This window comes from Parerythrobacter aurantius (genome assembly GCF_045291475.1).
GTDB classification, from domain to species: domain Bacteria; phylum Pseudomonadota; class Alphaproteobacteria; order Sphingomonadales; family Sphingomonadaceae; genus Parerythrobacter; species Parerythrobacter aurantius.
Genome location: NZ_CP147985.1, coordinates 879,993 through 904,241, shown reverse-complemented (window position 1 = coordinate 904,241; position 24,249 = coordinate 879,993). Strand labels below are relative to the sequence as shown.

14 protein-coding genes are annotated in these 24,249 nt (G+C 61.3%); 8 read left to right on the top strand and 6 right to left on the bottom strand.

The features are described from left to right. Positions 1–45: 45 nt before the first annotated feature. Complete coding sequence (locus tag WAB17_RS04470; protein WP_435418818.1) at positions 46–312, bottom strand: DUF6437 family protein; 267 nt, start codon at positions 310–312, stop codon at positions 46–48. 344 nt (positions 313–656) lie between these two features. On the opposite strand from WAB17_RS04470, the gene WAB17_RS04465 reads away from it, so the two are divergent. The 4 genes from WAB17_RS04465 to mobF all read left to right on the top strand — a co-directional run bounded on the left by WAB17_RS04465 (position 657) and on the right by mobF (position 7,219). Then, positions 657–878 carry a hypothetical protein gene (locus tag WAB17_RS04465; protein WP_435418817.1) on the top strand — a complete coding sequence of 74 codons (222 nt, stop codon included), beginning with the start codon at positions 657–659 and terminating at the stop codon, positions 876–878. A 731-nt stretch (positions 879–1,609) separates the two neighbouring features. Then, positions 1,610–1,942, top strand: a complete 333-nt coding sequence (locus WAB17_RS04460) for a hypothetical protein (RefSeq protein ID WP_435418816.1) — start codon at positions 1,610–1,612, stop codon at positions 1,940–1,942. Further along, complete coding sequence (locus tag WAB17_RS04455; protein ID WP_435418815.1) at positions 1,932–4,244, top strand: type IV secretion system DNA-binding domain-containing protein; 2,313 nt, start codon at positions 1,932–1,934, stop codon at positions 4,242–4,244. The genes WAB17_RS04460 and WAB17_RS04455 overlap by 11 nt, the downstream gene beginning before the upstream one ends. 59 nt (positions 4,245–4,303) lie before the next feature. Beyond that, positions 4,304–7,219, top strand: coding sequence for a MobF family relaxase (mobF, locus tag WAB17_RS04450; protein ID WP_435418814.1), 2,916 nt, complete (start codon positions 4,304–4,306; stop codon positions 7,217–7,219). A 26-nt stretch (positions 7,220–7,245) separates the two neighbouring features. Here mobF and WAB17_RS04445 read toward each other — a convergent pair whose 3' ends face one another. Beyond that, entirely contained in the window at positions 7,246–7,791 is a 546-nt protein-coding gene (locus WAB17_RS04445) for a hypothetical protein (protein ID WP_305930455.1), read from the bottom strand. 248 nt (positions 7,792–8,039) lie between these two features. Between WAB17_RS04445 and WAB17_RS04440 the strand changes: the two genes are divergently transcribed. Next, positions 8,040–9,401, top strand: coding sequence for an FRG domain-containing protein (locus WAB17_RS04440; RefSeq protein ID WP_435418813.1), 1,362 nt, complete (start codon positions 8,040–8,042; stop codon positions 9,399–9,401). On the opposite strand, the gene WAB17_RS04435 is transcribed toward WAB17_RS04440, so the two are convergent. From WAB17_RS04435 to WAB17_RS04420, 4 genes are all read right to left on the bottom strand, one after another. Next, positions 9,398–10,033, bottom strand: coding sequence for a S24 family peptidase (locus WAB17_RS04435; protein ID WP_221597146.1), 636 nt, complete (start codon positions 10,031–10,033; stop codon positions 9,398–9,400). The two genes, WAB17_RS04440 and WAB17_RS04435, sit on opposite strands and share 4 nt — an antisense overlap. A 307-nt stretch (positions 10,034–10,340) precedes the next feature. Continuing rightward, entirely contained in the window at positions 10,341–11,015 is a 675-nt protein-coding gene (locus WAB17_RS04430) for a hypothetical protein (RefSeq protein WP_435418812.1), read from the bottom strand. Beyond that, entirely contained in the window at positions 11,008–12,090 is a 1,083-nt protein-coding gene (locus WAB17_RS04425) for an MvaI/BcnI family restriction endonuclease (RefSeq protein ID WP_435418811.1), read from the bottom strand. The genes WAB17_RS04430 and WAB17_RS04425 overlap by 8 nt, the downstream gene beginning before the upstream one ends. A gap of 103 nt (positions 12,091–12,193) precedes the next feature. Then, positions 12,194–13,624 carry a DNA cytosine methyltransferase gene (locus WAB17_RS04420; protein WP_435418810.1) on the bottom strand — a complete coding sequence of 477 codons (1,431 nt, stop codon included), beginning with the start codon at positions 13,622–13,624 and terminating at the stop codon, positions 12,194–12,196. Between the two features lie 148 nt (positions 13,625–13,772). Between WAB17_RS04420 and WAB17_RS04415 the strand changes: the two genes are divergently transcribed. The 3 genes from WAB17_RS04415 to WAB17_RS04405 are packed head-to-tail and all read left to right on the top strand — an operon-like array spanning position 13,773 to position 24,197. Then, positions 13,773–16,757 carry a hypothetical protein gene (locus WAB17_RS04415; RefSeq protein WP_435418809.1) on the top strand — a complete coding sequence of 995 codons (2,985 nt, stop codon included), beginning with the start codon at positions 13,773–13,775 and terminating at the stop codon, positions 16,755–16,757. Between the two features lie 22 nt (positions 16,758–16,779). Next, positions 16,780–22,227, top strand: a complete 5,448-nt coding sequence (locus WAB17_RS04410; RefSeq protein ID WP_435418808.1) for a DEAD/DEAH box helicase — start codon at positions 16,780–16,782, stop codon at positions 22,225–22,227. Further along, positions 22,224–24,197, top strand: a complete 1,974-nt coding sequence (locus WAB17_RS04405; RefSeq protein ID WP_435418807.1) for a hypothetical protein — start codon at positions 22,224–22,226, stop codon at positions 24,195–24,197. Before WAB17_RS04410 ends, WAB17_RS04405 begins: the two co-directional genes overlap by 4 nt. Positions 24,198–24,249: the final 52 nt, after the last annotated feature.

Genomic DNA, 24,249 nt, shown 5'->3' with positions numbered 1-24,249 from the left:
TACGAAGAGGCTCTGCCGCAAGCGGCAGGGCCTCTTCTTCTGTGGTTACTGGGTTCCCGGCGCAGCATTCGAAGCACGGGTTGAACCGCGCCCAGTCAATTTCTCGATCGCGGCATCCTCGCCGAGTTTTCCGAGTTCTTCAGCAACCTTCCTCAGGCCCTTCTTCGAGAAGCTTTCGAGGCCGCTTCCCAGGATGATTTCGCCGAGTTCTCTGGCCGCTTGCACTTCAAGTTCTCGTTGTTTGGCGTCGAGCGCCTCGCGGTCCGCTTCGAGCTTTTGCAGGGCTGCAATAGCGCTCCTGTTTCGGGGCATGTTACTTGTCCTTTTGTCCCCTCGGGTCTGCTCCCTGGTTGTTTCCATGCCCGCGTTATCGGGGTGTAGGAAAGGCAATTCGCACGCAGGAGATGTTTGATATTGGGCGGAGGTGGTGGGTTCTTGCTCACGGTTCTCCCAGCATGATGGCCTTGCGAATCCCGCCTCAAGGACGGCGGGGCCCCACCATTTTGCCCGCCACCGGATTGCATCCGGCAGCGAACAAAATCGTTACCCCCACCGCCGCTATCGCGGTCGCCCATCCGGGCGATCCCTGACCCGGGATGCACAAGACCATCGCGCGCACCTCCTGTCGTCTCACGACAGAAACCAGGAGGATTATCATGGCTTATTCGATGCATTGCGCACTTCCGTCCCGGAGCTATTTCGAGGCCCTGGAAACAGCCGAGAAGAGAGCGCTGCACAGCTTCTTCGATCAGCACGTTATCGAGGATGAGGAACTCGGGTACTTTGCCCTCGACGAGGGCGACTACAACATCTTGCCAGCGCATCTCGCAGCGCGGGTGGTCCACACGGTCCACGGCGGCATGCTCGACGAGTTCTGAGACTATCGACAGGGCGGGAACCGCGAACGGTTCCCGCCCTTTTTTCTTGTTCGCCGGGTAGTCCAGCGAAGCACAAAAACCCGGTTCGGTCGGTTGCCCTGGCGGTCGCCCACCGCGAGGCGGCGGCGCCCGACAAATGGAGCGGGGCTGTGGACGCACTCTGTCCCGCGCATCTGGAGATGCGCTCCTGAGGGTGCGGCGCGATTTGTTCTTGGGCCCCGCGTGCACTTGCGAACCGGCACCGGGTCGGGCGGCGCGAAGCTTGGGCACGCGACATGCCCCGCTTGCCTTGCTTCCCACGCGCCCTTGGCCGGTGCCTTTTTCGCAGGTGCGGTCCTTGGCTGGAGGCGTCGAAATGCTCTCGATCTGCATCCGAACAGGGGGCAGGCCTGGTTGCTCGCGCTCCAACGTTGAGATCGGGAAAGGTCGTTCTTGATCAATCCCCCTTACTGCCTGGACCGCCTCGCGCACTTGGGAACAAGGGAGCACACCGTACCCCGCGAATTCGGGATTTATCTTCCTGTTATCGCGCGAAAATTCCGTTTTGCGCACTTTCAACCCGCCTGCGAGTAGAGCGGCTTTGCGCCGATCCGCCAGCCACTCGCCTTGGTGTATCATTATGAATTATCGACTGAATCTTTCGATTGACTGCGAGTTGTTCACGATTTATTCTCATCGGCACCTTCCGCAAGGTGAGTCAGGTTCCGTCGGCCCGACAAGGAACCTGTTTCATGACCCGACACGATCGGCTCCAAGCATTCGTGCCGCTTCCCGTTTCCACCTGGGTGCGGCAGCGGGCGGCTGACCAAGGAGAGAGCGTCAGCGTCTTCATCCGCGACCTGATCGTCGCGGCGTGGCAGCGCGAGAACGAGGCGAAGGACCGGCCCGCAGGGCTCGATCCCGCGCGCCAAGCTATCTTCATTTCGGTAGCGCTCGATGCGCTTTTAGCCAGCCATCCTGACGCGAGTTTGCGCGACCGTACCCACGAGGCGTACCGGCGACGCCTCGAGCGTCTTGGCCTCCCCGTCAACGCGAACATGGGAGGCCATTCCCATGAAGCATAATCTCCTGAACTTCACCCGCGGGAGCCAGCTGCTCGGCCACTTCGGTTTCATGTTTGCAGCGGGTCTCAAGGGTCCCCTTATTGTGACCGGTCTGGTTGCCGTCAGCACCTGCTATTGGGAAGTGCGGTCGGCTCTGAGTGATCACCAGATCTACCTGGTCTGGATGCACATCTACGCCAGTCTCTACGCCTTCATGGAGTTCGATCCGGCCAAGCTGGTCAACCTTGAATTGCTCGACGGCGAAAGGGTCGGCCTCCCGTTTGGCATTGTTCGCGAGTTCCCGCCAATGCGCGAGGCGGTCGATGCGTTTCGTTCGGCAGTGAAGCAGGGACTGCTTGTCTCGGCGGTACTGCTGATCCCGGCCTTCGTGTCCTTCTGGTGGTTCGCCGAGCGTTTTGGCGGGCGGTCGAAGGAGCGCAAGCACGAGCGCGGAGCCATGCTTGTTTCGCTCGACGAACTCGAAGAAGAAATCGAGCGTCATAACAAGGCATTCCGGGCCGAGGAACTGGGACGCAAGTTCGGCTGGAAGTGGCGGCTTGCGAGCTCCTCGGCGCTCGCCGAAGCGGGCCACTACCAACCCGCACATCTCGCTGGTGTAAGCTGGCCGTGGCGGCTCGAGCAGAGTCACGCCATGCTCATTGGCACGACCGGAACCGGCAAGACCGTGGCGCTCACCGAACTCGTTGCCGAAGCGCGTGAGCGCGGCCAGCGCGCGGTCATTTTCGACCTTACAGGGGCCTTTATCGAAGCCTTCTACGATCCCGCGCGCGACATCATTCTCAATCCTGTCGATGTTCGGTGTCCGCTGTGGAGCGTGTTCAACGATTGCACGACAGAGGCGGAGTTTCATGCCGCTGCCGAAGCGCTCGTGCCCCATGACGGGGGTGGTTCAGAACAATTCTGGGTGCTCGCGGCGCGCATGCTGTTCGTCGAGATGTGTCTCCATCTTGCCCGCACCGGCACGGCAACCAACGAGGCCTTGGCACGGCGGCTGATGACCGCTGACCTGTCCGAAGTGCATAAGCTGATGCGAGGAACGATGGCCGACCCGCTGACCGCTCCGGAGGCGGCCCGCATGGCGGAATCGATCCGCGCGGTGTTCAATGCGAATGCGAAAGTGCTCAAGCTCTTGCCCTCATCCGGACAGCGCTTTTCGGTCCGCGACTGGGTCAAAGGCGACTGCCAGGCGGGCTCGATCCTGTTCCTCTCTGCCCGCTATGTCGACATGAGCATCTCCTCGCAGTTGCTCACGCTATGGCTCGACACGGCGATGAATACGCTGATGACGCTCGAGCGCACACAGGACCTGCGGATGTGGTTTCTGATCGACGAACTCGGCGCCCTTCACCGACTACCGGCGCTTGAAAAGGGGCTGCAAACCGCGCGCAATTTTGGCGGTGCGATCGTCACGGGGGTGCATGCGTTTGCCAAGCTCAAGGAAGTCTACGGCGAGAACATGGCCATGACCTTGTCCTCGCTTGCGCGAACCAAGCTCATCCTGGCGACGGCCGATCGAGAGACAGCGACTTGGTGCTCAGATTTCATCGGCCACCGGCAGGTGCGGGACATGGAAGAAGGTTACAGCTACGGGTACAACAATGCGCGCGATGCAGTCAGCCTGACGCCGAGGCGGCAGATCGAGCCGTTGCTCCTGCCCGACCAGTTCATGAACCTTCCGCGGTTGTCGGCCTACATCAAGTTCCCCGACGGATTCCCCGCTGCGCCGGTTTCGCTCATTCCGCGTACGCGTGGCCGCATTGCCGAGGGATTCATCGCCCGCGAGAAACCGCTCGTAAAGCCTGGCCCGGGTCCTGCGGCAGCGCCGCTCCAAGCAAAACCGGGTTCGAAACCGAATGACGAAAATCCCGCCTCGAATGACGACGGTGCCGGTAAGCCTGTCGATACTAAGCAGCTCAAACTCGACCTGGAGGGGCAGCGCCGTGTCGCCGATGAACCGCACAATCGTCAGGAGCCTGTGCCGTTTGAAAAGCTGAACGCAGGGCACGCCGCTGATGATCTCGGTGCCGAAAATCGGTCCGATACGCATCTGGATGCAGGTCCAACGCTACCCCTCGCCGCCGTGCAAACCGGTGAGGATGCACCAGCAGTGGACGCGGAACAGCACCCGTCCGAACCAGAAACCGCCGGCGATGACGCAGCTGGAAAGGGCGGTTCGACGCCCCAAGCTCGCGCAGTGACCAGTGGGCACCAATCTCTCACGCCGGTCGAGAAAGACCTGCGTGAAGGTGCGGTCGCGGATCCTCCGGAAAAGGATTTCGGCGAGTTCGAGCCCGACATGTGAAGATGAAATGGGGAGGGGTTTACCGGCCGCGGGGGGAGCCGTGACGAGGTCCAGACAAAATGCTTTCCGTCGCCAATGTGCGCTCCCCTTCGGCTGCTGCGAGCTATTTCGCGGCAGACAATTACTACACCGGCGCCGATGCGGATCGTTCCGGAACCTGGGTCGGGAAGGGAGCGGAACGACTTGGTCTCGAAGGGCGCGTCAGCGCCGAGCAGTTTGATGCCTTGCTCCGGGGAGAACTTCCCGGTGGTATCCAGGTCGGCAACGCGGGCCAGGCCCACCGGCCGGGAACCGACCTCACGTTCTCACTCCCGAAGAGCTGGTCGCTGCTCGCGTTAGTGGGCGGCGACCAGCGGATTATCGATGCCTATCGCGAGGCCGTAATCGAGACCTTGCGCTGGGCAGAAAGGAACGCGGCGCAGACCCGGATGGGCAGTCAGGCTGGCTACGGGAAAGTCGCGACAGATAACCTGGCGATTGGTCTTTTCCAGCACGACACCAACCGCAACCAGGAGCCAAACCTGCATTTTCACGCGGTCGTGGCAAACGTCACGCAAGGCAGCGATGGGAAGTGGCGCGCGCTTCGCAATGACAAGCTTTGGTCGTTCAACACGCTGCTCAACTCGATGACCATGGCGCGCTTTCGCTTGGCGGTCGAGAAGATGGGCTACGAGGCCGGGCCGGTTGGAAAGCATGGCAACTTCGAAGCAGCGGGCATTGCCCGCGAGCAGGTGACGGCCTTTTCAACGCGGCGCGAAGAAGTCCTCGAAGCGAGGCGCGGGAGCGGACTGGAGGCAGGGATTGTCGCAACGCTGGAAACACGAAAAGGAAAGGAGCCAGCCCGCGATCGCGAAGGCCTTCTTTCGTCGTGGCGCCAGCGGGCCGAAGAGGTCGGTCTCGATCTTGGCAGCCTGATCGACGCATCCCGGATGCGTACGGCGGCGAGGGCATTAGCCGGTTCGAAAGAGCAAGGCCTCCTTCATCGCGGAATTGCGAAGTTGAGAGAGTTCGCGCAGCGGATCAAGGGCGATCCGGCTGACCCACTGATCCCTGCCCATGTCCTCAAGCAGGATGCACCGACCATTGCGGCCGCGCAGGCCGTGGCCTCTGCCGTGCGTCACCTCTCGCAGCGCGAGGCAGCGTTTCCCCGCGAGGGATTGCTGAAGGCGGCGCTCGATTTTGGGCTACCGACGACGGTGGACCACGTAGAAACCCGTGTGAACGCATTGGTCAGAAGCGGCGCACTCGAGCACGGCAAAGGTGAACACAAGGGCTGGCTGGCGAGCCGCGAGGCGCTAGACCTTGAAAGCACCATTCTTGCGAACGTCGACCAAGGACGAGGTGCGGTTTCGCCCATCTCGGATCGGAAAGACGCCTCTGAACGGGTCCAGGCTGTTGCAGCGATCAACCACGGGATCTCGCTCAACGACGGGCAGGAGAATGCGGCGAGCCTTGTCCTTTCCTCGCGTGACAGGATCGTGGCGATCCAGGGCATAGCCGGGGCGGGCAAAAGCAGCGTTATGAAGCCGGTTGCCCAGCTGCTCCGCGAGGAAGGCAAGCAAGTGCTGGGGCTCGCCGTGCAGAACACGCTCGTCCAGATGCTCGAGCGCGACACCGGTATCCAATCAATGACCATTGCTCGCTTCCTCGCGCAATGGGGCAGGCTTCTGCGCGAGCCGGGCAATACCACGTTGCTTGGTGAGGCTCGGAGCGCGCTAGGAGACCATGTCCTGGTGCTCGACGAGGCCTCTATGGTGTCAAACGAGGACAAGGCCAAGCTGGTACGGTTGGCTAACCTTGCCGAAGTCCAGCGCCTGGTTCTCGTCGGCGACAAGCGACAACTTGGTGCCGTCGATGCCGGTAAGCCCTTCGACCTCGTCCAGCAGGCCGGGATCGAGCGCGCCAACATGGACGTTAATCTGCGCGGCCGCGATCCCGGCTTGCGGCGAGCCCAGGCCGCCGCGCAGGAGGGTCGCATCGACGATGCGCTCCGGGCCCTTGCCCCTTCAACCATCGAGGCTCGGGGGGACAGTGCGATCGTTGCTGCCGAGCAATGGCTCTCGCTAAGCCCGGCGGATCGTGATCGGACTTCGATCTACGCGTCGGGGCGATCCCTTCGATCCGCGGTCAACGAGGCTGTGCAGCGCGGCCTCAAGGCCAATGGCGAGCTCGGGCCAAGGGCGGCAAGGTTGAGCGTCCATGTACGGATTAACGCCACGCGCGAGGAACTGCGACACCTCGGAGCATACCGGGTCGGCATGGTCCTCAACTTCCGATCCTTCGACCGCGCCCAGGGACTGGCGGCGGGAGACTACACGGTCAAATCGATCGACCACTCGCGAAAGCGACTGGTGCTTGAAGACAAGAAGGGACGAACCCGCAACTTCAGCCCGTCACGGCTCCGCCCCGGTGCAGGGAATGACCGGCTGTCGCTTTTCGAGCGAAAGTCGCTGGTCGCTTTCGAGGGTGACAAGATCCGTTGGACCGACACCGACCACAAGCGCGCGCTCTTCAACGCCGACCAGGCGAGGATCGTCGCGATCGATCCGAAAGGCGTCACGGTGGAGACCACGTCGGGAAAGGAACTGCGCTTGTCGCGAAGTGACCCGATGCTGAAACGCCTAGACTTGGCCTACGCGCTGAACGCGCACATGGCACAGGGACTGACGTCAGATCGCGGGATTGCTGTGATGGACAGCCGCGAACGCAACCTCTCGAACCGGCAGACATTTCTTGTTACGGTCACCCGGCTTCGCGATGGCCTTACGCTTGTCGCGGACAATGCCGAGAAACTCGGCCGGGCCATCAAGTCAAACAGCGGCGAGAAGACATCGGCCCTCGAAGTTACGCAGCGGCTCAAGGCGGCGGCTGCCAAGGGCCTCACGAGGGACAACGGGAACGAGGTTGTACCTTCGGAAAAGGAGAAACTCGAACTCGCGAAGGAACGCGTAAAGCCCTTCGAAATAGGGATCTAGGGGGATTGGATAGAAGCCGACCGCTCCTACGCGTTCCGGAAGGTCTCGAGGAGCTGGTCGTTCGGAGTCAATTGATCCATCTGGACATTGAGGCAGGCCGTCCAAAACGTCGTGCCATTCGAAGGATCGGTCTGCCCGGCGTCCCAACGTTTCGCCACCCGGTCGAGGTCTTGGAGCGAGATCCCGCCCATCAAGTACGCTTCTTTGAAGCGCCTAGGATCTGTCGCGCCGAGCGACTTCTCGCGGAGCAACGAAATGAAGTAATAATAGTCGGGTCGCTGGTGTGGGTGGTTGTACAGCGGGACCGAGTTGTCGAAGTGGCGTTGCGGCCGAACCGTCCGATCTTTCGTCTTCACGTCCAGCGCGAGCGAATTCCCGATAACGTAATCACGGCGGGTAGAAATCGTGTCGTTCTTGAAGGTGACTTGGTGGTGAGCGAGGTATCTCTCGAAGACGATCTCGCCGATGCAGCCGACGAGATTTGCCTGTTCTTGCCTATGCGAATTCTCGAAGATGGGGAGGCTGTCGGCACGCTCCATGGCCTCATCGATCAGCTCGACGGTGAGCTTCATGCGCCGATAGCCTACAGCCATGATGATACCTTCAAGAAGTGGTCAAAAAGGGCGCTCACTTACACTGAAACGGCTTAAAGCTTCGTGTTCTCAAGGTTCTGCTGTCTATCGATACGGGTCCCGGGTGTCGAGAAATGGTCTCCCGTGGAGCTGCTGGCTGATTGGGCGTTGGAATCTTTAAGTGAAACGCATACCCGTGAGAGGCATCTATTTTGGGCCGTCTCAAGCGAGGTTTTGCGCGTAGCTCCATGGCAGACAACTTCAACTACATATCATTCGGCAACCCCGATTACGTCGTAGGTGTTGACGAGATCGGCATGAGCCGTGGCCGAATGTTCGAGTATACTCCTACCGAGCTGGCCAAGGGCTTGGAGGACCTCGGGCCACCTTCCCTCGAATTCCTCGGCAAGCTGCCGACCTTCCTGTGTAGCGAGATTGACCGGTCGACCGACAATCCCACGATGATTGTCCGCTACGGGCGCGTTTCGAACCTCGAGGCCGGCAAGAGGGAAGTTACGGCCGATTTCGAACCGATCATAGATTTCGGCGAGGTCGCGTTCGAGAGCGTTGAGCAGGCAACAGAGATGTTTGGTGCCGACGGGTTCCAGCTCTACCGCACGCACTGGGCCGTGCGCGAAGGCGCATCCGGTCCGATTCTCGCAGGGCTGGCCGAACGGAAGCCAGCATTTGCCGATGCGGTCGCCGAATTGCTCGGTGGAGTGGCCGATGCTCCCGGTGCAGAGCCTCCCGAGAGGCACAAGAACATCATAGATGAGGTCGACAGCGTTGAAGCGTTTCTTGAAGTTCTGCAGGCGCATCCGCCCAAGGATGGAGAACAGACGTTTTACAGGGGCCACGAGGATGTCACGTTCGAACTAACGCCTTCGCTGCTTCGAAAGTGGCCGAATGGCAGTTGGAAGTTCATGCCGAACGAGGATCGCCTCTGCAAGGAACTGCTCATCGCCCACTACGACGAGTTCGAGGGCGACCAGTACTGCTTCGACCAGCTGGTCAGGATGCAGCACTACGGGTTACCGACGCGGCTTCTCGACATCTCGGGCAACCCGTTGGTGGCGCTGTTTTTCGCCTGCTATTGCAAGCCCGAACTGATGGACGAGGACGGTGAGGTCATCATCTTCCGCGTGCCGGAAGAGCAGGTGAAATACTACGATTCCGATACGGTTAGTTGCATCTCCAACCTATCCAAGCTGAGCTACGAGCAGAAGAGCGATATCGATCTCTCGTTGGAACTCGAAGAGTTTAACCGTGAGCCGGTCACCGGCAAGCTCCTGCATCACATCAAGTCGGAAAAAGGCTTCTTCGAAGCTCGGATCGTGCCCGACGACCTTGGCTCGATCGTCTGCGTGAAGGCAAAGCAAACGAACACCCGCATCAAGTCGCAATCAGGTGCATTCTTGCTGTTTGGCCACGAGGCGATCTTGCCCGAATCTGGCCAGGACGGGCTCGAGGTTTCGCGGATCACCGTCAAGGACAAGGAGCGGATCCTTGGTCAACTCGACGCCCTTAACATCAACGCCACGACGGTCTATCCCAGCATCCAGGAGACCGCGCAGCACGTGAAAGCACGCTACAGCTTGCCAGACAGCTAGATCGCGCGGCCGAACCAAATGACGCGGCCGACCACCTGGATGCCCGACCGGTCGACGTCATCCCAGCTCGGGTAGGCCGGGTTGTCGCTACTAATCGTGATCTTGCGTCCACCGGGCTTGAGGGTGACACGCTTTACAACGAGAGCATCGTCGGCCCGCAGGACGTAGATCCCGTCACGCAGGCGGGAACCGTGGTCGGACGCATCGACCATGACCTCGTCGCCGTCGCTGAGCGTTGGCTCCATGGAGTCGCCCAAGACATGGATGATCGAGAGGCTGGGGCTCTTGGCCGGGGTAAGTCGCTTGAGCCACCGCTCGTCGAAGCCGAAGCGAGTATGCGCCGTTTCGCTCTCGGCAATCGCCCCGAAACCGGCCGATGCATCGACATCGAGCACCGGGATCTCGACCAAGCCGTCGCGGACCGGCAACGGTGGGCCACCCAGGACCTGCTCGTCGACGCCGAAGAAGCTCGCCAGCGTTCGCCGGTCGTTATCGTCGAGCCGACGCGGAGACCCGCGCTTGATGAACTGCTGGATATACGACGAGTTGCGCCCGATCAGGCGGGAAATCGAGGAGTAACCGAGCCGCCTTTGCTGGATCAGCCTGTCGAGTTCTTCCCGTACTTGTTCCATCGCTTGCATCCTTCCGGTCAATGCCGGTGTGAAGGAAATTTCCTAGACTCAATGGACTCTTCCTACTAAGAACAAAACAAGAACACAAGGGCAAAGCGAGTCGAGGACCACATGAAACTGCTGGATAGGATCGAGTGCCACCTGCGGGAATCGCGGATGTCCGCGACGCGCTTCGGGAGGCGGGCAGTCGGCGACCCCCGGTTCGTTCTTGACCTTCGGCTCGGAAGGCGACCGCGGCGCCGCACGATCGAGAAAGTTGAAACCTACTTGGCGTCAAATGCGAAGCCGACCGTGCCTCGCGAAGATCCTAGACGGCCTTGAAGGCACACCTGCTGGAAACGAAACACGACTTGCAGCCGGGGTTTCGCGCGCGACAGGTTAACGCGGCATGGTCGAGCACTGACCAATTGACCGTTGTCGGGTCGCCTCGCCTCACGAGCCACTTGCAAGCTTGCTGAAGCCAAGGATCGTGCCGGATGTCGGCAAGTTTGCGCGGGCGCACGAAGCGCTCCACCACGCGCGCCATGTTCACGTCGATGAGCGGAAACCTCTCTCCATGCTGGAACATCAAGATCGCGTGGGCAACGTACTGGCCAACGGCAGGCACCTGCAGGAGCTCCTCGTAACGGTTAGGAAACACGCCGTCATGTTCGGAAGCATAGGCCGCGAGTGCACGCAACGAGGCGGCCCTGCGTTTCCATAGGCCGAGCGGCTTGAGGAACTCCTCGAGCTCTTCGGCTGGTGCGCCCGCGAGTTCGTGCCAACCCGGGAAGCGGGTGAAGAATTGGTCGTAGAAGCTTGCGACCGTCTCGGCCCGGGTCCGCTGGAGCAAGACTTCCACGCTAACGAGCTGGTAGAGCGGCGTACCCGGCTTGCGCCATGGGAAGGATCGGCCACCACCCTGCCGGTACCAGTCCGCGAGATCGGCCGCGAGGAGCGTCAGCTTACGCTTTTCGCCGGTCCCGAGGGCCGTGTCAGGCAAGGACATGGACATTGGATGGCGGGAACAGTGCCGGGAAATCTTTCTGCTTGATCTTGAAGAGGTAGCCATGGTCCCTGACCAGTTGCTTCTCGCCCCTCTGGCTCATGAGGTAATCGACCGAGATCACGCCGCTTTCCAAGAGCGCTTGGAAATTACGCACGTTCGGCGCGCGCGTGTGTTCGACCTGCATGTAATGGAAATGCTCGTCTGCGCCTTTACCGCGGCAGCGCGCACCGACCCAGAATGTCTGGGGATGCTTCTCCCGCAGCCTGCCTCTCAAGACCTCGAGGGGCCAAGTGACTACATGCGCGCGCCGTTCTTCCTCGGCTCGGACGTGATCCTGCTTCAGCCAGTCCTTTTCCGAGTCGACGCTCAGCATGAACCCGAGGGAGTTTGGAGCTTTCGCGTTAATCTCGCAATTCAAGCGAAGCTTGCCATTGCGACGGTACCCAAAGGTGCTGAGCAGGTTCCACGCCGAGCCGACGGGGCTGACCGTCCAATCGGGCGACTGCGAGAATAGCGTGGACCTGGTGGGAGCCCGCTTGATCCGCTTCGCCTTGAGCTCGATCCCCTTGAAGTCAGGCGTCTTCTCGGCATTGGCCGCGATGCCGAGCAAGGTCTCCAGCGTCATGCCGACGCCGGTGTCACCCGGACGCAGCGTGCGAACGAACCCCTGCGCGGCAATTTCCCTCAGCGCATCGAGCAATTCGCCAACGACAGGGTCCTCGCCTCGCCGGTACTTTGCCGCGATATGCCCAAGGGAGCTGGCAGCATTGTCGAGCGAGGCCAAGACCTCGGGCCGGCTCGCGTTGACCACGTAGAGGTCGCCTTCGTGCTCGAAGACGGCAAGCAAGTTGTAGGGATCGGCATAGCGCCCGAGCAGGGCAAACCAGATACGTGGGTCGCCGGACTTAGTCTGGGGACGATACAGGGACACCGTCGATTCCACGAGGCGATCGGGCTCGACGAAGTAGGCCCTGCGGACCACCTTGTTCTCCGGGCCTTGCGCCTGGTCGTCGAAATCGTGGATGCCGGTTGACAGGAGATAATCCCGCACGTTGGCGGTCGCGTCCATGATCGACTTCTTCAGCCCCGTTTCGGTGGGGACCAAGAGCGCTACGTCAATCTCGTGCCGCGTGAACGCGGCGAGGACATCGCCGACGTCCGTGTCACTCTTCTCAAGCACGGGTTCCCACGGCCTCGTCCAGAACCTTGCGGAAATGCTTGCCGACTGCCTCGGCGAGGCCGACGGGAACGGCATTGCCGATCTGCGTGTACTTGGGAACCTCGCGGTCGAAGTTGCCTTCGAGCGGGTTCCCGGCCCGGCGGATACCACCCGTCGTCCGCTTGCCCGAGAACTCGTACCAATCGGGGAACATCTGGAGCCTTGCCCATTCCCTCACGGTGAGGATGCGCGGCTGGCTAAAATGGACGTAATCGTCCGGAAGCGAGGTCGCGGTCATGTTCGGCTCGGCATTCCCCCAACGCGGCTTCAAGACGCGCTGCGAGAATTTCTTGGTTTGCGCGTGGGCGGGAATCTCGCCGCCATTCGCCAGCATGTAGTCGAACTTCTCGACGATCTCGCGCTTGTGCTTGCTGTACTCCTGCTCCGTCAGCTTGCCTGCCCGGGAGGCGGCCCAGGTCGGCGGGGTGCGAAAACCTTCCTGCAACTCGTTCATCGGCTTGCGCGGGTAGGCAGTGGTCTCGAACGAACCGGCGGGGAATTCACCGCTCCGCAAGATCTTCGTGATCTTGGGATCGATAAGGTCGCCAAGCAGGTCGACGAGGTCGGGAAACGATCCCGGGTTCGGCGGCGGCAAGAACCCGCACGCGACAGCGTCTTCCGCGTCCGCGTCCTTGTCGAGGAAGCTACAGGCCTCGAGAATGTCCTTGCGTATTCCGACGAGCAGCACGCGCGGCCGGTTCTGCGGAACGCCGTAATCCTTGGCGTAGACCAGCGACCACCGGACCTCGTAACCCGGGATCTTGCGGAATTCTCCCAATACATCCGGGAAGATCTTCCGCGAACCCTCGCGCGTCCAGCGGGAGGTCAAGAGCCCGCGCACGTTCTCGAACAGGAACATGCGCGGACGAAGCCGGTCAATGATCTTGGTCATCCTCGCGTAAAGCCGGTTGGAAGGCAGGGCTTCCTTGTCGACCGCGTAAGAACGCCTGATCCCGATGCCCGAGTACCCTTGGCAAGGAGGGCCGCCGGCGACGAGGTCGAGGTTGCTGAGTTTGCCGAGGCTAGCTTGCTCGAAGCGCAAGTCGACCTCGCTCATCGATCCGAGATCGCTGACCAGCTTCTCGAGCCGCTTGCCCTTGAGCTCGTGCGCGTCGTGGCAGCGAAGCTCGGCATTGTCAGAGAAGCGCATGCCGCCGAGCTCGTGTCCCCGGTTGCGCAGGTAGGTTGCCATCGCGTCCTTATCGAGCTCGTTGACGAAGACCGTCGTGAAGCCGGCGTTCTCGAGCCCGGTGCCAAGCCCGCCGCACCCCGCAAACAAGTCGACCGCGGAATAGATCGAACGAGTCGCCGTTGGCTCTTCGGCGGAAGTCAGCGGGACCGCGGTCGTCCCGTCCTTGTCGAGGGTCTTGGTGTCGAGAGTCATGCCGTGTTTGCTAGCACGGGGCCTCTCGGCGGTCCAGGTGTTTCGCTCGGTTTTTCGCTTTTTCGTTTCATCGGGGAATTATCCATTCCTTTCATCTGGACAGCAAGCTTTTGCCCGGTCATCTTGTGCCAATCCAGGGGGTTATTCGGTGTACGGCGAAGTAAACGAGGTCCTGAACGAAGTAATCTTCTCGGGGCGCTTCGAATCCCGTCCCGTCTTCATGGTTCTCGATCCTGTCGCGCTGTCATCTGCCGCGAAGCGCCTTGGCCAAGGCGAGGAAGAGGTCGAGGCGTTCATCTGTAGAGAAGTGGGGCGAAGCCTTTCGCGGACGGGTGATCCCTACGCTCGTCACGAAACCCAGCTCAAGTTCTGGCGCAAGGAAGGGATGGTGACAAAGCCGCCGTTCACGGCCTTGCTGTTTTGCCTGTCGCACGCCGCGGAACTCATGGCCTCGGACGGCACGCACACGCAGGGCAACTACTACGTGCGGTTGAGCGAGCTAACAGGCTTGCCGCGAGACCAGCTCAGCTTGCACGGCATCGACACGGAAAAATTTTGGCATTCGCTCGCGCGGTGGTTGGTGAGCACCGACTACCGCTACGGTCGTCCCACGGCTCGCCCGGTAAACCAGTTCAAGTACATCAGTATCGCGATTTCGCAGGCTATTATACGTGCAGGCGACCGGGCCTGCTTCCACGACATGTTCGAGCGTTATGGATTTGCCGGCGGCTACAACGTGACCGAATCCGAGATCGGCCGATACATCGATTCTTGGATCCGGTCTTCGGCGGCGAATAGGCGACTGCGCCAAGCCTGGGCGGACCCGAAGTTGCGCCCGAGGATCTGCGAGATCGTACTTGCCGAACTGGAGGATTGGTCGGAGGCGTCGAGCGCTTCGAACGTTGGTGATCGCGAGCAACTTGCCGCGCTTGCCCTTGCCCTTTCCCTGGTGCCGGGTTTTCCTGACCGCGTTGCAGCACTTTCCCTTGGCCTTCACGGCGAACAAGGTGACGTGCAGCTATTGTCTGATCGACAAGGGCACCAGCTTACCCTTGATAACGACGTGTTCGGATCCTTCGCGACCTTGTCGCCTCCAGCATCGGTTCCGCTTCCCGAGATCTTGCTCAAGGGAGCCGAGTACGTTGCGCCAGCGCAGAATCGCACGTTTCGTTGGCGATACAAGGCCGTGATCCCGTTCGTGCGGGCCGAGACCGGGCCTTTCTGGATCGAGACGAACAAGACTGCCCTAGGTTCGCCCCACGTCATACTTGTTCGCGATAGGCAACGGACCCGGTCCGCGGTCGAGGACTTGCTCACCGAGTTGGCCGCACCGGGATTCACGGTGGCAACATCGGCCGACTTGCCGGGGCTTCCGGCGGGCTGGGTGCTGTACGAGAACGTGCGCTTGATGCGCATGCCAGCCGTTTTGCCAGACAACGATTTGCGTTCGCTTGTTCCCGTTTCGCGGGCGGCTGGACTCCAATCGGTCGGTGGCATGCGCCTTTCGCGCAGTGTTTGGCACAGGCAAGTTCCCCCGGTCCTGCGTTTCGAGGGAAGCAAGGGACCAACGCGCATCGAGCTGTTCGAGGGTATCGATACCGATGGCACCGTCTTGGCAAAGGCCGAGACCGACGGCGAGGCTTGCGAACTCGATGTTTCGGGCCATGTGCCCGAGAGCGGGGACATGGTGGCCCTAGCGCACGAGGCGGGGAAGGAGGCGGGATACCTCGGCTTCTTGTGCCGTACCGCGCGACGTCCTAGGCCTCTCGAGGTCGATTGCCTTCAAGGTTTCCAATATGCTTCGCCATTTTCTGCCCAGTCGAGGGCCGAACTTGCCGATGGGGATCGCTCAGAAAACTGGGTGAACGCGGCGGGCGAACTTCCCTCGGTGATGCCGCAAGGCTTCGAGGTTTTGGGCGCAGGCGGCGAAGCAGAACGGGGTTTCGCAATACCGCTTCCCACCAGCCTTGACCCAGTGAAGCACGGGAAGTCCGTGGACACCAAGGACATCCTCGCGATGTCGTGCGGCGAACGCGGAAGCCATTACTGGATCTGCGAGACAGTCCCGCAAGGCGGTAAGCAAGACATGCCGCTCAACATGGAATGTAGGGATTGTGGGCTCTCCGTTTTGACCGAGAACAGGGGAAAGCCACCGAAGCGGGTTCAAGAGAAGAGGCGCCAGCCGGTACCCTCTGCGCCGCGTGCGCCGGAGCCGGTCGAGCAGGTCGACCACGATCTATTGCTCGATGCCCTGTGCTTCCTGGGCGAGGGCAGCTGGGCCTCGTTCGAGGCGCTCCTATCGAGCAATGTCTCGGAACCATGGCAGGCCCATGCCATCGCCCGGTCTCTCGAGGCTCTCGGGTATATCGACCTTGCGCGTAAACCCGGGGCTGGCAGGATCGCGCGATGGTCTATTTCCGCTCCCACGCTAAACCTTTCCGGAAGCGGACGAGCGCACATGCGCGGTTTTCGCAACGCGACCATGACGAACGCAATTCGCGAATTGCTCGTCGGCGGCGGGGCACGAGACGTATCGGAAGCATTGGACGGTCAGCCCCTAGACATCGCTTTCGACGGGATCGAACCGGATCTCGCTGCGCTACTCGTGCAGTCAATCAAAGATCCCCACGGAAGATCGATCGCGTTGGTTCTGGATCCGCCGCGCGCCATTGCAAGCCGGATGGCAAGCCTTGGCTCGATAAGGGGCATGCTTCTCCCCCTTTCCGTGGCCGATGACGTTGCATCCGAACGCTACGACCTGGTCCATGGCCGATGGAACCGTTGCCATGACGTGTTGGAGCCGGGCGCTTACCGCCTCGCATGGCGAGGCCAAGCCTACGCCTACCGCGACGCGAGGGGAAACCTCTTCCAAGGCCCCCACGAGATAGTCAAAGTGCTCGCCGCGCATGATGCCGGGATCAACCTGCACGCCTACTCGCAAGCGAACGCGGAGTTCGTTTCGCGCCTTGGTGCGGATCCGGCCGGGCTCTTGGCAAGGACATTGTGTGCATGTTCCGGGCGCCTGCCGACCCAAGAAGGGGGCGTGCTCAAGTATTCCCAGGTGCCGATCGATGTCGCCGCGGCCGTCCTGGACGTCCTGTATTCCACCGAGGTTCCCGATGAGAGTAGCTAATCCCCCGCATGTCCTTGCCTACGTGCGCGATGCGTACAAGCGATACTACGATAGCGCGTTCTGGATGCGCGATCCGGGCATCATGCGCGAACGGGACGAAATCCTCGCGCTACCAGGTGTCATGGCGCAGGAAGCGCTGCTGGAAGCGGTGCCCGTGTATCCCTCGGTCAAGGCCATCGAAGACGCTTGCCGAGAAGCCGGGCTTTCGGATTTCACTGCTAGGCATCTTGGGCCGGTGGTTTTCGGCAACGAGTCGATCAAGCTGCGCGACCACCAGGCAAGATCGCTCGTGGCGGCCCACAAGGGAACCACCGAGGGGCACCGGAACGTCATCGTGACCTCGGGCACGGGCTCGGGCAAAACCGAGAGCTTCCTGCTACCACTGCTGGCGGGTTTGCTAGAGGAACGACGGCAAGGAGCGGGCAACGGCGCTTTGCACCGCTGGTGGGAGAAAGGCCTCGAGGGAAAGCAGCCAACCTGGAAACCTATGCGCGACGGCTTTTCAGGCGGGCCGCATGCCGCGGTCCGTGCGCTCGTGCTTTACCCGACCAACGCGCTGGTCGAGGACCAGGTCTCGCGGTTGCGGCAAGCAGCGATCCGCGCGCGCGAGATCCACGAACTGCCCTTGTTCTACTTCGGCCGTTACACGGGCGCGACGCCGGGAGGCACTTTCTTCCCGCAAGGGCCACTTAACGCGAACGGTAAGAACAAGGTCAACGAGGTTGCCGCCGAGATCAAGAAGATCGCCCGCGAGGCACAGAGCCTGCGCAAGGCCCTGGCTGACGGGGGGAAGAGCGGAAACGATCTCGTCGAGGCAGTATCCCAGTTCCAAGACCCGGAATGCGGCGAGCTGCTGACTCGCTGGGACATGATCGCGACACCACCCGACATCCTGATCACGAACACGAGCATGCTCAACATCATGCTCATGAGGGACGTCGAGGACCCCATCTTCGACCAGACCAAGGCATGGTTGGAGGCAGACTCGTCTAACGTGTTCTCCCTGGTCGTGGACGAACTCCACGGTTACCGCGGAACGCAGGGGACCGAGGTGGCGCTCGTGGTCAGGAACTTGCTTGACCGTCTTGGCTTGGAATCGGGCTCACCACAGCTGCGATGCATCGGGACGAGTGCCTCGCTCGACGGCGATTCCGGCGAAGCGTACCTCGAGGAGTTCTTCGGCGTTCCCCGCCGGACTTTCACTATCTTGAAAGGCACTCCCTCAACCTACGAAGCCACCCTGCCGTTGTCTGGCGAAGTGCACGCCAAGCTCGAGGCAACGACCCGGCAAGGGGAAGCCACTGTCGAGGCCCTGCAGGCGGCCTTGGAAGGTATCTCGCCGCGAGAAACCTTGGCCGCCGCGTGCAACGTCGCCGGCAAGGACGATTCAGGACATGTCAGGCCAACAAGGCTCAATCGCTTGAAAGAGGTCTTGCTCGGGAACGCGGCTTCGGACGCGGCTTTTGAAGGCTTCCTCGCCGCGGCAAAGGCCGAGCAAGGCGACGAGGCGACGAAATGGGAAAGCCCGCTGCCAACATTTCGCTCGCACATGTTCTTGCGGCAGGTGCAAGGGATTTGGGCTTGCAGCAATCCAGGCTGCGACCAAGTCCACGAGGACTACCGCACGCCGGGTCGCAAAATCGGCAAGCTCTTCCAGGCGCCTGCCATGAAATGCGCCTGCGGTGGCCAAGTGCTCGAGCTTCTCTACTGTTACGATTGCGGGGAAGCCTACCTCGGCGGGTTCAAGGTCAAGGAACCGGAAGGGTTTGCAACGGGACCGGACGCGGCATTCCTGGAGTCGACAAAGCCAGGCATGGCAATGGCACCCCCGGGGATGGTCTACGAGCGCCCGCACGAGGAATTCCGCTGGTACTGGCCAGGAGGACAGCTTCCGCGTGAAAACCGGAGCTGGACACACCAAGGCCCCGGGAAGAAGGGCCAGAAGCAATTCTCGTTCGCGCTTGGCCACCTCGATCCGTTGGCGGGCTTCCTACGTCCTGCCGTTCCCGGCGGTGACGATGCGACGGGGGTGATCTTTTCCCCGGCGCAGGGTGTCAACGTGGCCGGCCTGCCCGAATGCTGTCCAAGATGCGGCAGCGAGCAAAAATGGCGCAACGCCAAGGAGATCGAGAAGTTCTACCGCGCGTCTGTTAACACGCCGATCCGCGGGCTCAGGACCGGTCTCAACGCGACCACCCAGCTGGTTGCGGACAGGTCCGCTATCGCGACGAGCGACACGGTGAAGGCGGAGCAAATGATCGCCTTTACCGACAGCCGCGACGACGCGGCAGACCTTGCTGCCGGCGTCGAGGTCCACCATTTCCGCGACCTCGTCCGCCAGCTCCTTTTCAAGGCGTTGCAGCCCCGGGAAACAATTACATCCGAACTGCTCAGGGAGCTCGTTGCCAAGGCAAAGTCGGGCACGGACCTATCCGAAAGCGAGGCAGCCATCGTCGAGAAGGCGAAGAAGTTACCTGGCAATCCTTGGCAAGCAGCAAGGCTCGTTTCCGGTGGGATGGCCGAGGAGGCCGAGATGGCAGTCCTTGCCGAGCTCGATGCCAGCGCTTCGACGTCCCGCGTTGCCTGGCCCACCCTCGTAACAACCTTGGTCGACGAAATGGTGGCCATGGGCGTTAACCCCGCGGGACCAAAGGTCAGCCTTGCCAAGTACCCGGGAAAGGACGGCGTCGATTGGTGGCGCTTCTTTCCCAGGCCGAAGGGAGCAACCTGGGACGACCTTGACCCGGAGACGCTGCAACGCGGCCAGGCGAACTACCTTGGTCACCTTTCAAGCCACGTGGCAGATGCCTTGTTCGACCGGGCTGGTCGTGACCTCGAGTCCATGGGGGTCGCGTACATCTCCATCAAGGGTCAGCATGGTGCCGCGCTGGGCCTAGGCGACGACGTTGCCGAGGGCGTGCTTTCCAATGTCGTTCGGATACTGGGGCAGCGAAAACTCTACGAAGGCGGGTCGACGCGCAACACGACCAACGCTCCCATGGCGGTCCAAGGCTACTTGGAGAAGCTCGGTCGGAAACTGGGGCAGGATCCCGCAGCGCTCGAGGAGAAAATCGGCGAGCGGCTTACGGGCATCGGCGTCCTTAACGAGAACTGGTTGCTCAAGACCCGCAACTTCTTGGAACTCAAGATCGAGCTCGTTCCGCGCGGCGCTCGACCGCTCTTGCGCTGCGAAGGTTGCGCGACCGCGACCCTCAACAACCCCGGCCTCGTCTGTACGACCGACTACTGCTCTTCGAACACGTTCCAGGAAATCACCGAGCCCGGTGAAGACTACTATGGTTGGGTGTCGCGGGAGCCCGCGCACCGGCTGGTTGCCTGGGAACTTACCGGTCAAACCAAGCCCTTGGAAAAGCAGCGCGAGCGACAGCGCCTATTCAAGGGCCAAGCATACATCGGTCACGAACACCCGGTTACGCACGGGATCGACGTGCTCTCGGTTACGACGACCATGGAAGTCGGTGTCGACATCGGGTCACTGAAGCTCGTGATGATGGCCAACATGCCGCCGCAACGCTTCAACTACCAGCAGCGGGTTGGTCGTGCGGGCCGTGCTGGCCAACCCTTCTCCTACGCGTTGACGATTTCAAGGGGCGCGGCCCACGACGACTACTACTTCAACCATCCCGAGCGCATGACCGGGGACGTACCCCCGCAGCCTGAGCTCGACTTGTCACGAGGCGAGATCTTGTCGCGCGTGGCAACGGCCGAGCTCTTGCGCCGGGCCTTTCGTTCTATCGAGGATGGCCCGGAGCGTAATCCCGAGAGCCTCCACGGCGCCTTCGGTCGCGTGGAGGAATGGCCCACCTACCGAGAAGCCATCGCAGACTGGCTGGCGCGTGCGCCGGACGTCGACGCGGTTGTCTCGAGGCTCAGCGCCTTCGCTCCGCTTAGTCCCGACACGAAGACAGAAATTGCCGCGCATCTGAAGGAGCACCTCGTCACGAAAATTGACGAGGTGGTTCAAGATTCCCGGTTCATCCAGCGCGAGCTTAGCCACCGCCTCGCGGTTGCCGGGTTGCTGCCCATGTTCGGCTTCCCGACACAGGTACGAACGCTTTACTCGGACAAGAAGGCAACGAAGGTCGAGAAGGTAGCCCTAAGCGACCGTCCGCTCGACCACGCGGTCTGGGCCTTTTCACCGGGCTCGGAAGTGCCCAAGGACAAGCAACTGCACGTCGCGTGTGGTTTCGTATCGAAGTACGATTCCCCGCAAGGCGTCAGGAACGAGGAAGATCCGCTCGGGGCCCCGCTTCCATACTCTCGCTGCGTCGATGACGAGTGTGGCGCGATCACGCACGGATCGGCTGAAACCTGCAAGGTTTGCGGAAACCCGTCGAGGGACTTCAAGCTTTACCAGCCGAAGGGCTTCATGGCGCACTGGCGTGCGTTGGACTACGACGGCCAGCGCAGCCGCGGTCCGGCACTTCCCCCTCCTGTCATGGCCTTTGACCAGGTTTACGGGGACCGTCGCTGCGGTCCCCTCGAGATGGCGATCGGGACTGGCCCGGTCACCGTGGTGAACGACAACGACAACCACCTTTTCGAGTTTCATGCCAAGGAACCGAACATGGTCGTGGTGAACGACACTGCGCTGTACCGCGACGACCGGATCCCTGGAGACCTTCCAGGCAACCCGATCTCGGAAGATCCATACGGGGCAATCGGGGCGATCTTCACCACCGATGTCCTGAGCTTCTACTTCGACAATGCACAGGGCGTGGGTAACCACGGGCTGCTGGAGTCGGTAATGCCGTCGACCACGCCTGCGCTAGCCTCGTTCGCGGAGTTCGCGAAGTTAGCGATCGCCACGGAGCTCGATATCTCGCCGGACGAGTTCCGGGTAGGCAGGCAACCGATCGCGATCACGGACAAGGGCAAGACCGAGCAAGTTTTCCTCGCCGACGCACTGGAAAACGGCGCGGGTTACGCGCGCTGGGCTTCCGATCCCGCGAACTTCAGCCGTGCACTTTCGCGCTTCTACGCTGATACAAGCGAGCAATGGACGCGTCCCATCCATGCCGAGAACTGCGACCGTTCTTGCCCTGATTGCCTTCGAAGCTACTCCAACCGCTTTTCGCACGGGCTACTCGACTGGAGGCTCGCCCTTGACCTTGCCGAGCTAACGCTTGGACTGCCACTGGGCACTGGACGTTGGATTGACGGCGCAGAGGTACGTATTGCCAGTGCCTTCGCGGCGTTCTGCGCCAAGTCCCGGCTGGAAGTCGGCGTCGAGCAGCACGCTGGCTTGACGGTCATTCACAAGGACGCGCGGGCATTGGTGCTCGGCCACCCGCTTTGGCATTCCGCGCTCGGATTGGTCCAGCCGGTCCAGCTGGACGCACAGGACAGCTTCCGCGCGGCACATGGTACCGATTCCGACATCCGCTTCGTTGATGTTCGACACCTTGCGATACGCTTTCCCGAGTACTTGTTGGCGCTGAAGTCGTGATCGAGATCATAGGCGAAGAAGGGACCGAGGAATACGACGCGGCAGTCGCCATTTCCGACGCGCTTGCAAAGCTCTGGCCGGGTTTGAGGGAGTCTCCCTCCGAACTCGAACACGTAAAGATCGCGCCGAACGCGAAATTGGCAGGCTACAAGGTCAGCGATGTCGATATCGTCGTCGCTGGCGTGTTCGCCAAGCCGCGCTACTTCGTCCCGCGGAAGGCCTTGCACGACCAGGACGGCAAGCGGTTGGGCAGTATCAAGGTAAAGGTCGAGAACCTAGTGGTGGCCGTCGAGGTCAAGGGGCACGATGCCGGGGGGATAAACGTCGCCGGTGACGAGGTCACGGTTCGTTACCCCGAGGGATGGAAGAGCGCTACCGGCCAGAACATCGACCAGGTCCACGCGCTAGCCAAGTACTTCGAGCACCAACATCTCTCGACTTGGGTTTACCGTTGTGTCGCGCTGCAAGGCATTCCCGCGCTGCCGATCTCCAACGGAAAATCGGTGCCCGAAGCGGGCGCGGTTGCCTTCGGGTTTAGCGGGTCCGATTTCTTGACCGCGGTCGCGGGTGTGAACGGTGTCCGAAAGTTCGGACGGGACTTTGTCCTTTCTTCTATCCCGATGGCCAAGGCCCGCAAGGTTCTCGAGGCATCAATTTTCAGGGCGATCGTCCCTTCGAAGCTCGACCGGGCGAAGATGGACCGAATTGCAGCGCGCCGCTCCGAGGCGAAGGACCTGGCCGAACTATTGGGCCAGCACATGGTTCGCCTCAAGGGGCACGGTGGCACGGGCAAGACCATCATACTCTTGCAGGCTGCCCACGAGGCATTCGTTGGTCATGGCCGACGATGCATTGTCCTCACCTACAACGTGGCCTTGGCTGCCGATATTACCCGCCTACTCGCACTCCTGCGCATTCCAGGGGCCTCGGACGGCGGTGGTGTCGAGGTCAAGACAGTTATGTCTTTCGTTTACACGTGGCTGAACCGGCTCGGATTGGAAGAGGAGGAAGCCGAGGACGACTTCGATGCGTACGTTGGCAAGTGCGCGACTGCCCTTGAATGGATCGACACGGGTACCGTGTCTACCTCTGACATCTCGAAGGCAAAAGACGCCGAGCAATCCCTGCTCGATTTCGACGTCGTTCTCGTGGACGAGGGCCAGGACTGGCCACAAGCAGAGGCAGACCTTCTTACCCGCCTCTATGATCCCTCGACGATCCTAGTCGCCGACGGGCTTGATCAGCTCGTGCGCGGGGAGAGGACGAACTGGCACGCGGCGGCAGGCGGGAAGGAGAATGTATCAGAGAAGAGCTTGGCTCGTTGCTTGCGCATGAAGCGAAATCTCGGCGTATTTGCCAATGCCATGGCCGAGAATGCAGGCCTTAACTGGTCCATCGAGCCGAGCGACGAAGCCGCTGGAGGGAAGGTCCTCGTCTCTTACGAGCCGTACACGTCACTCGGCCCGACTAGGCAGGCCTTGCTGGTAGAAGCCCAGGCAACCGGGAATTCCCTAGTAGACTTCTTGCACTGCGTGCCAGCCTCGGAAGTGGTCGGCACGGCAGATGGGCCAAGGTCGAACCTCGCCAACCAATTCGAGCTCGAGGGACTGGCTACCTGGGACGCGGTCAACCGGGCTGCCAGGAAAGACTTCCCGCGCTCGCTCGAAACGGCGAGGATCGTCCAGTACGAATCTTGCCGAGGTTTAGAGGGTTGGGTCACGGTGCTCGATGGGCTCGACGAGTTCTGGCATCGCAAGTTCGATTCCTCGCTTCGACAAGATACCTCTAGTCATGGCTTCCTCGGCCCGAATGAGCGGGCTAGCCGCGTCGCCTGGCAATGGGTCATGATTGCCTTGACTAGGCCGATCGATACGCTGGTGATCACGCTTCGAGACCCTCAAAGCGAAGTCGCGAAAGTCATCGAGGCCGTTGCCAAGTCTCACGGGGATTTCGTGCAGCGGATTGACTAGTAAGATGCCCCGAGAGCCTCGGTGATTGCCGCTGCGATAATGCTTCAAAATC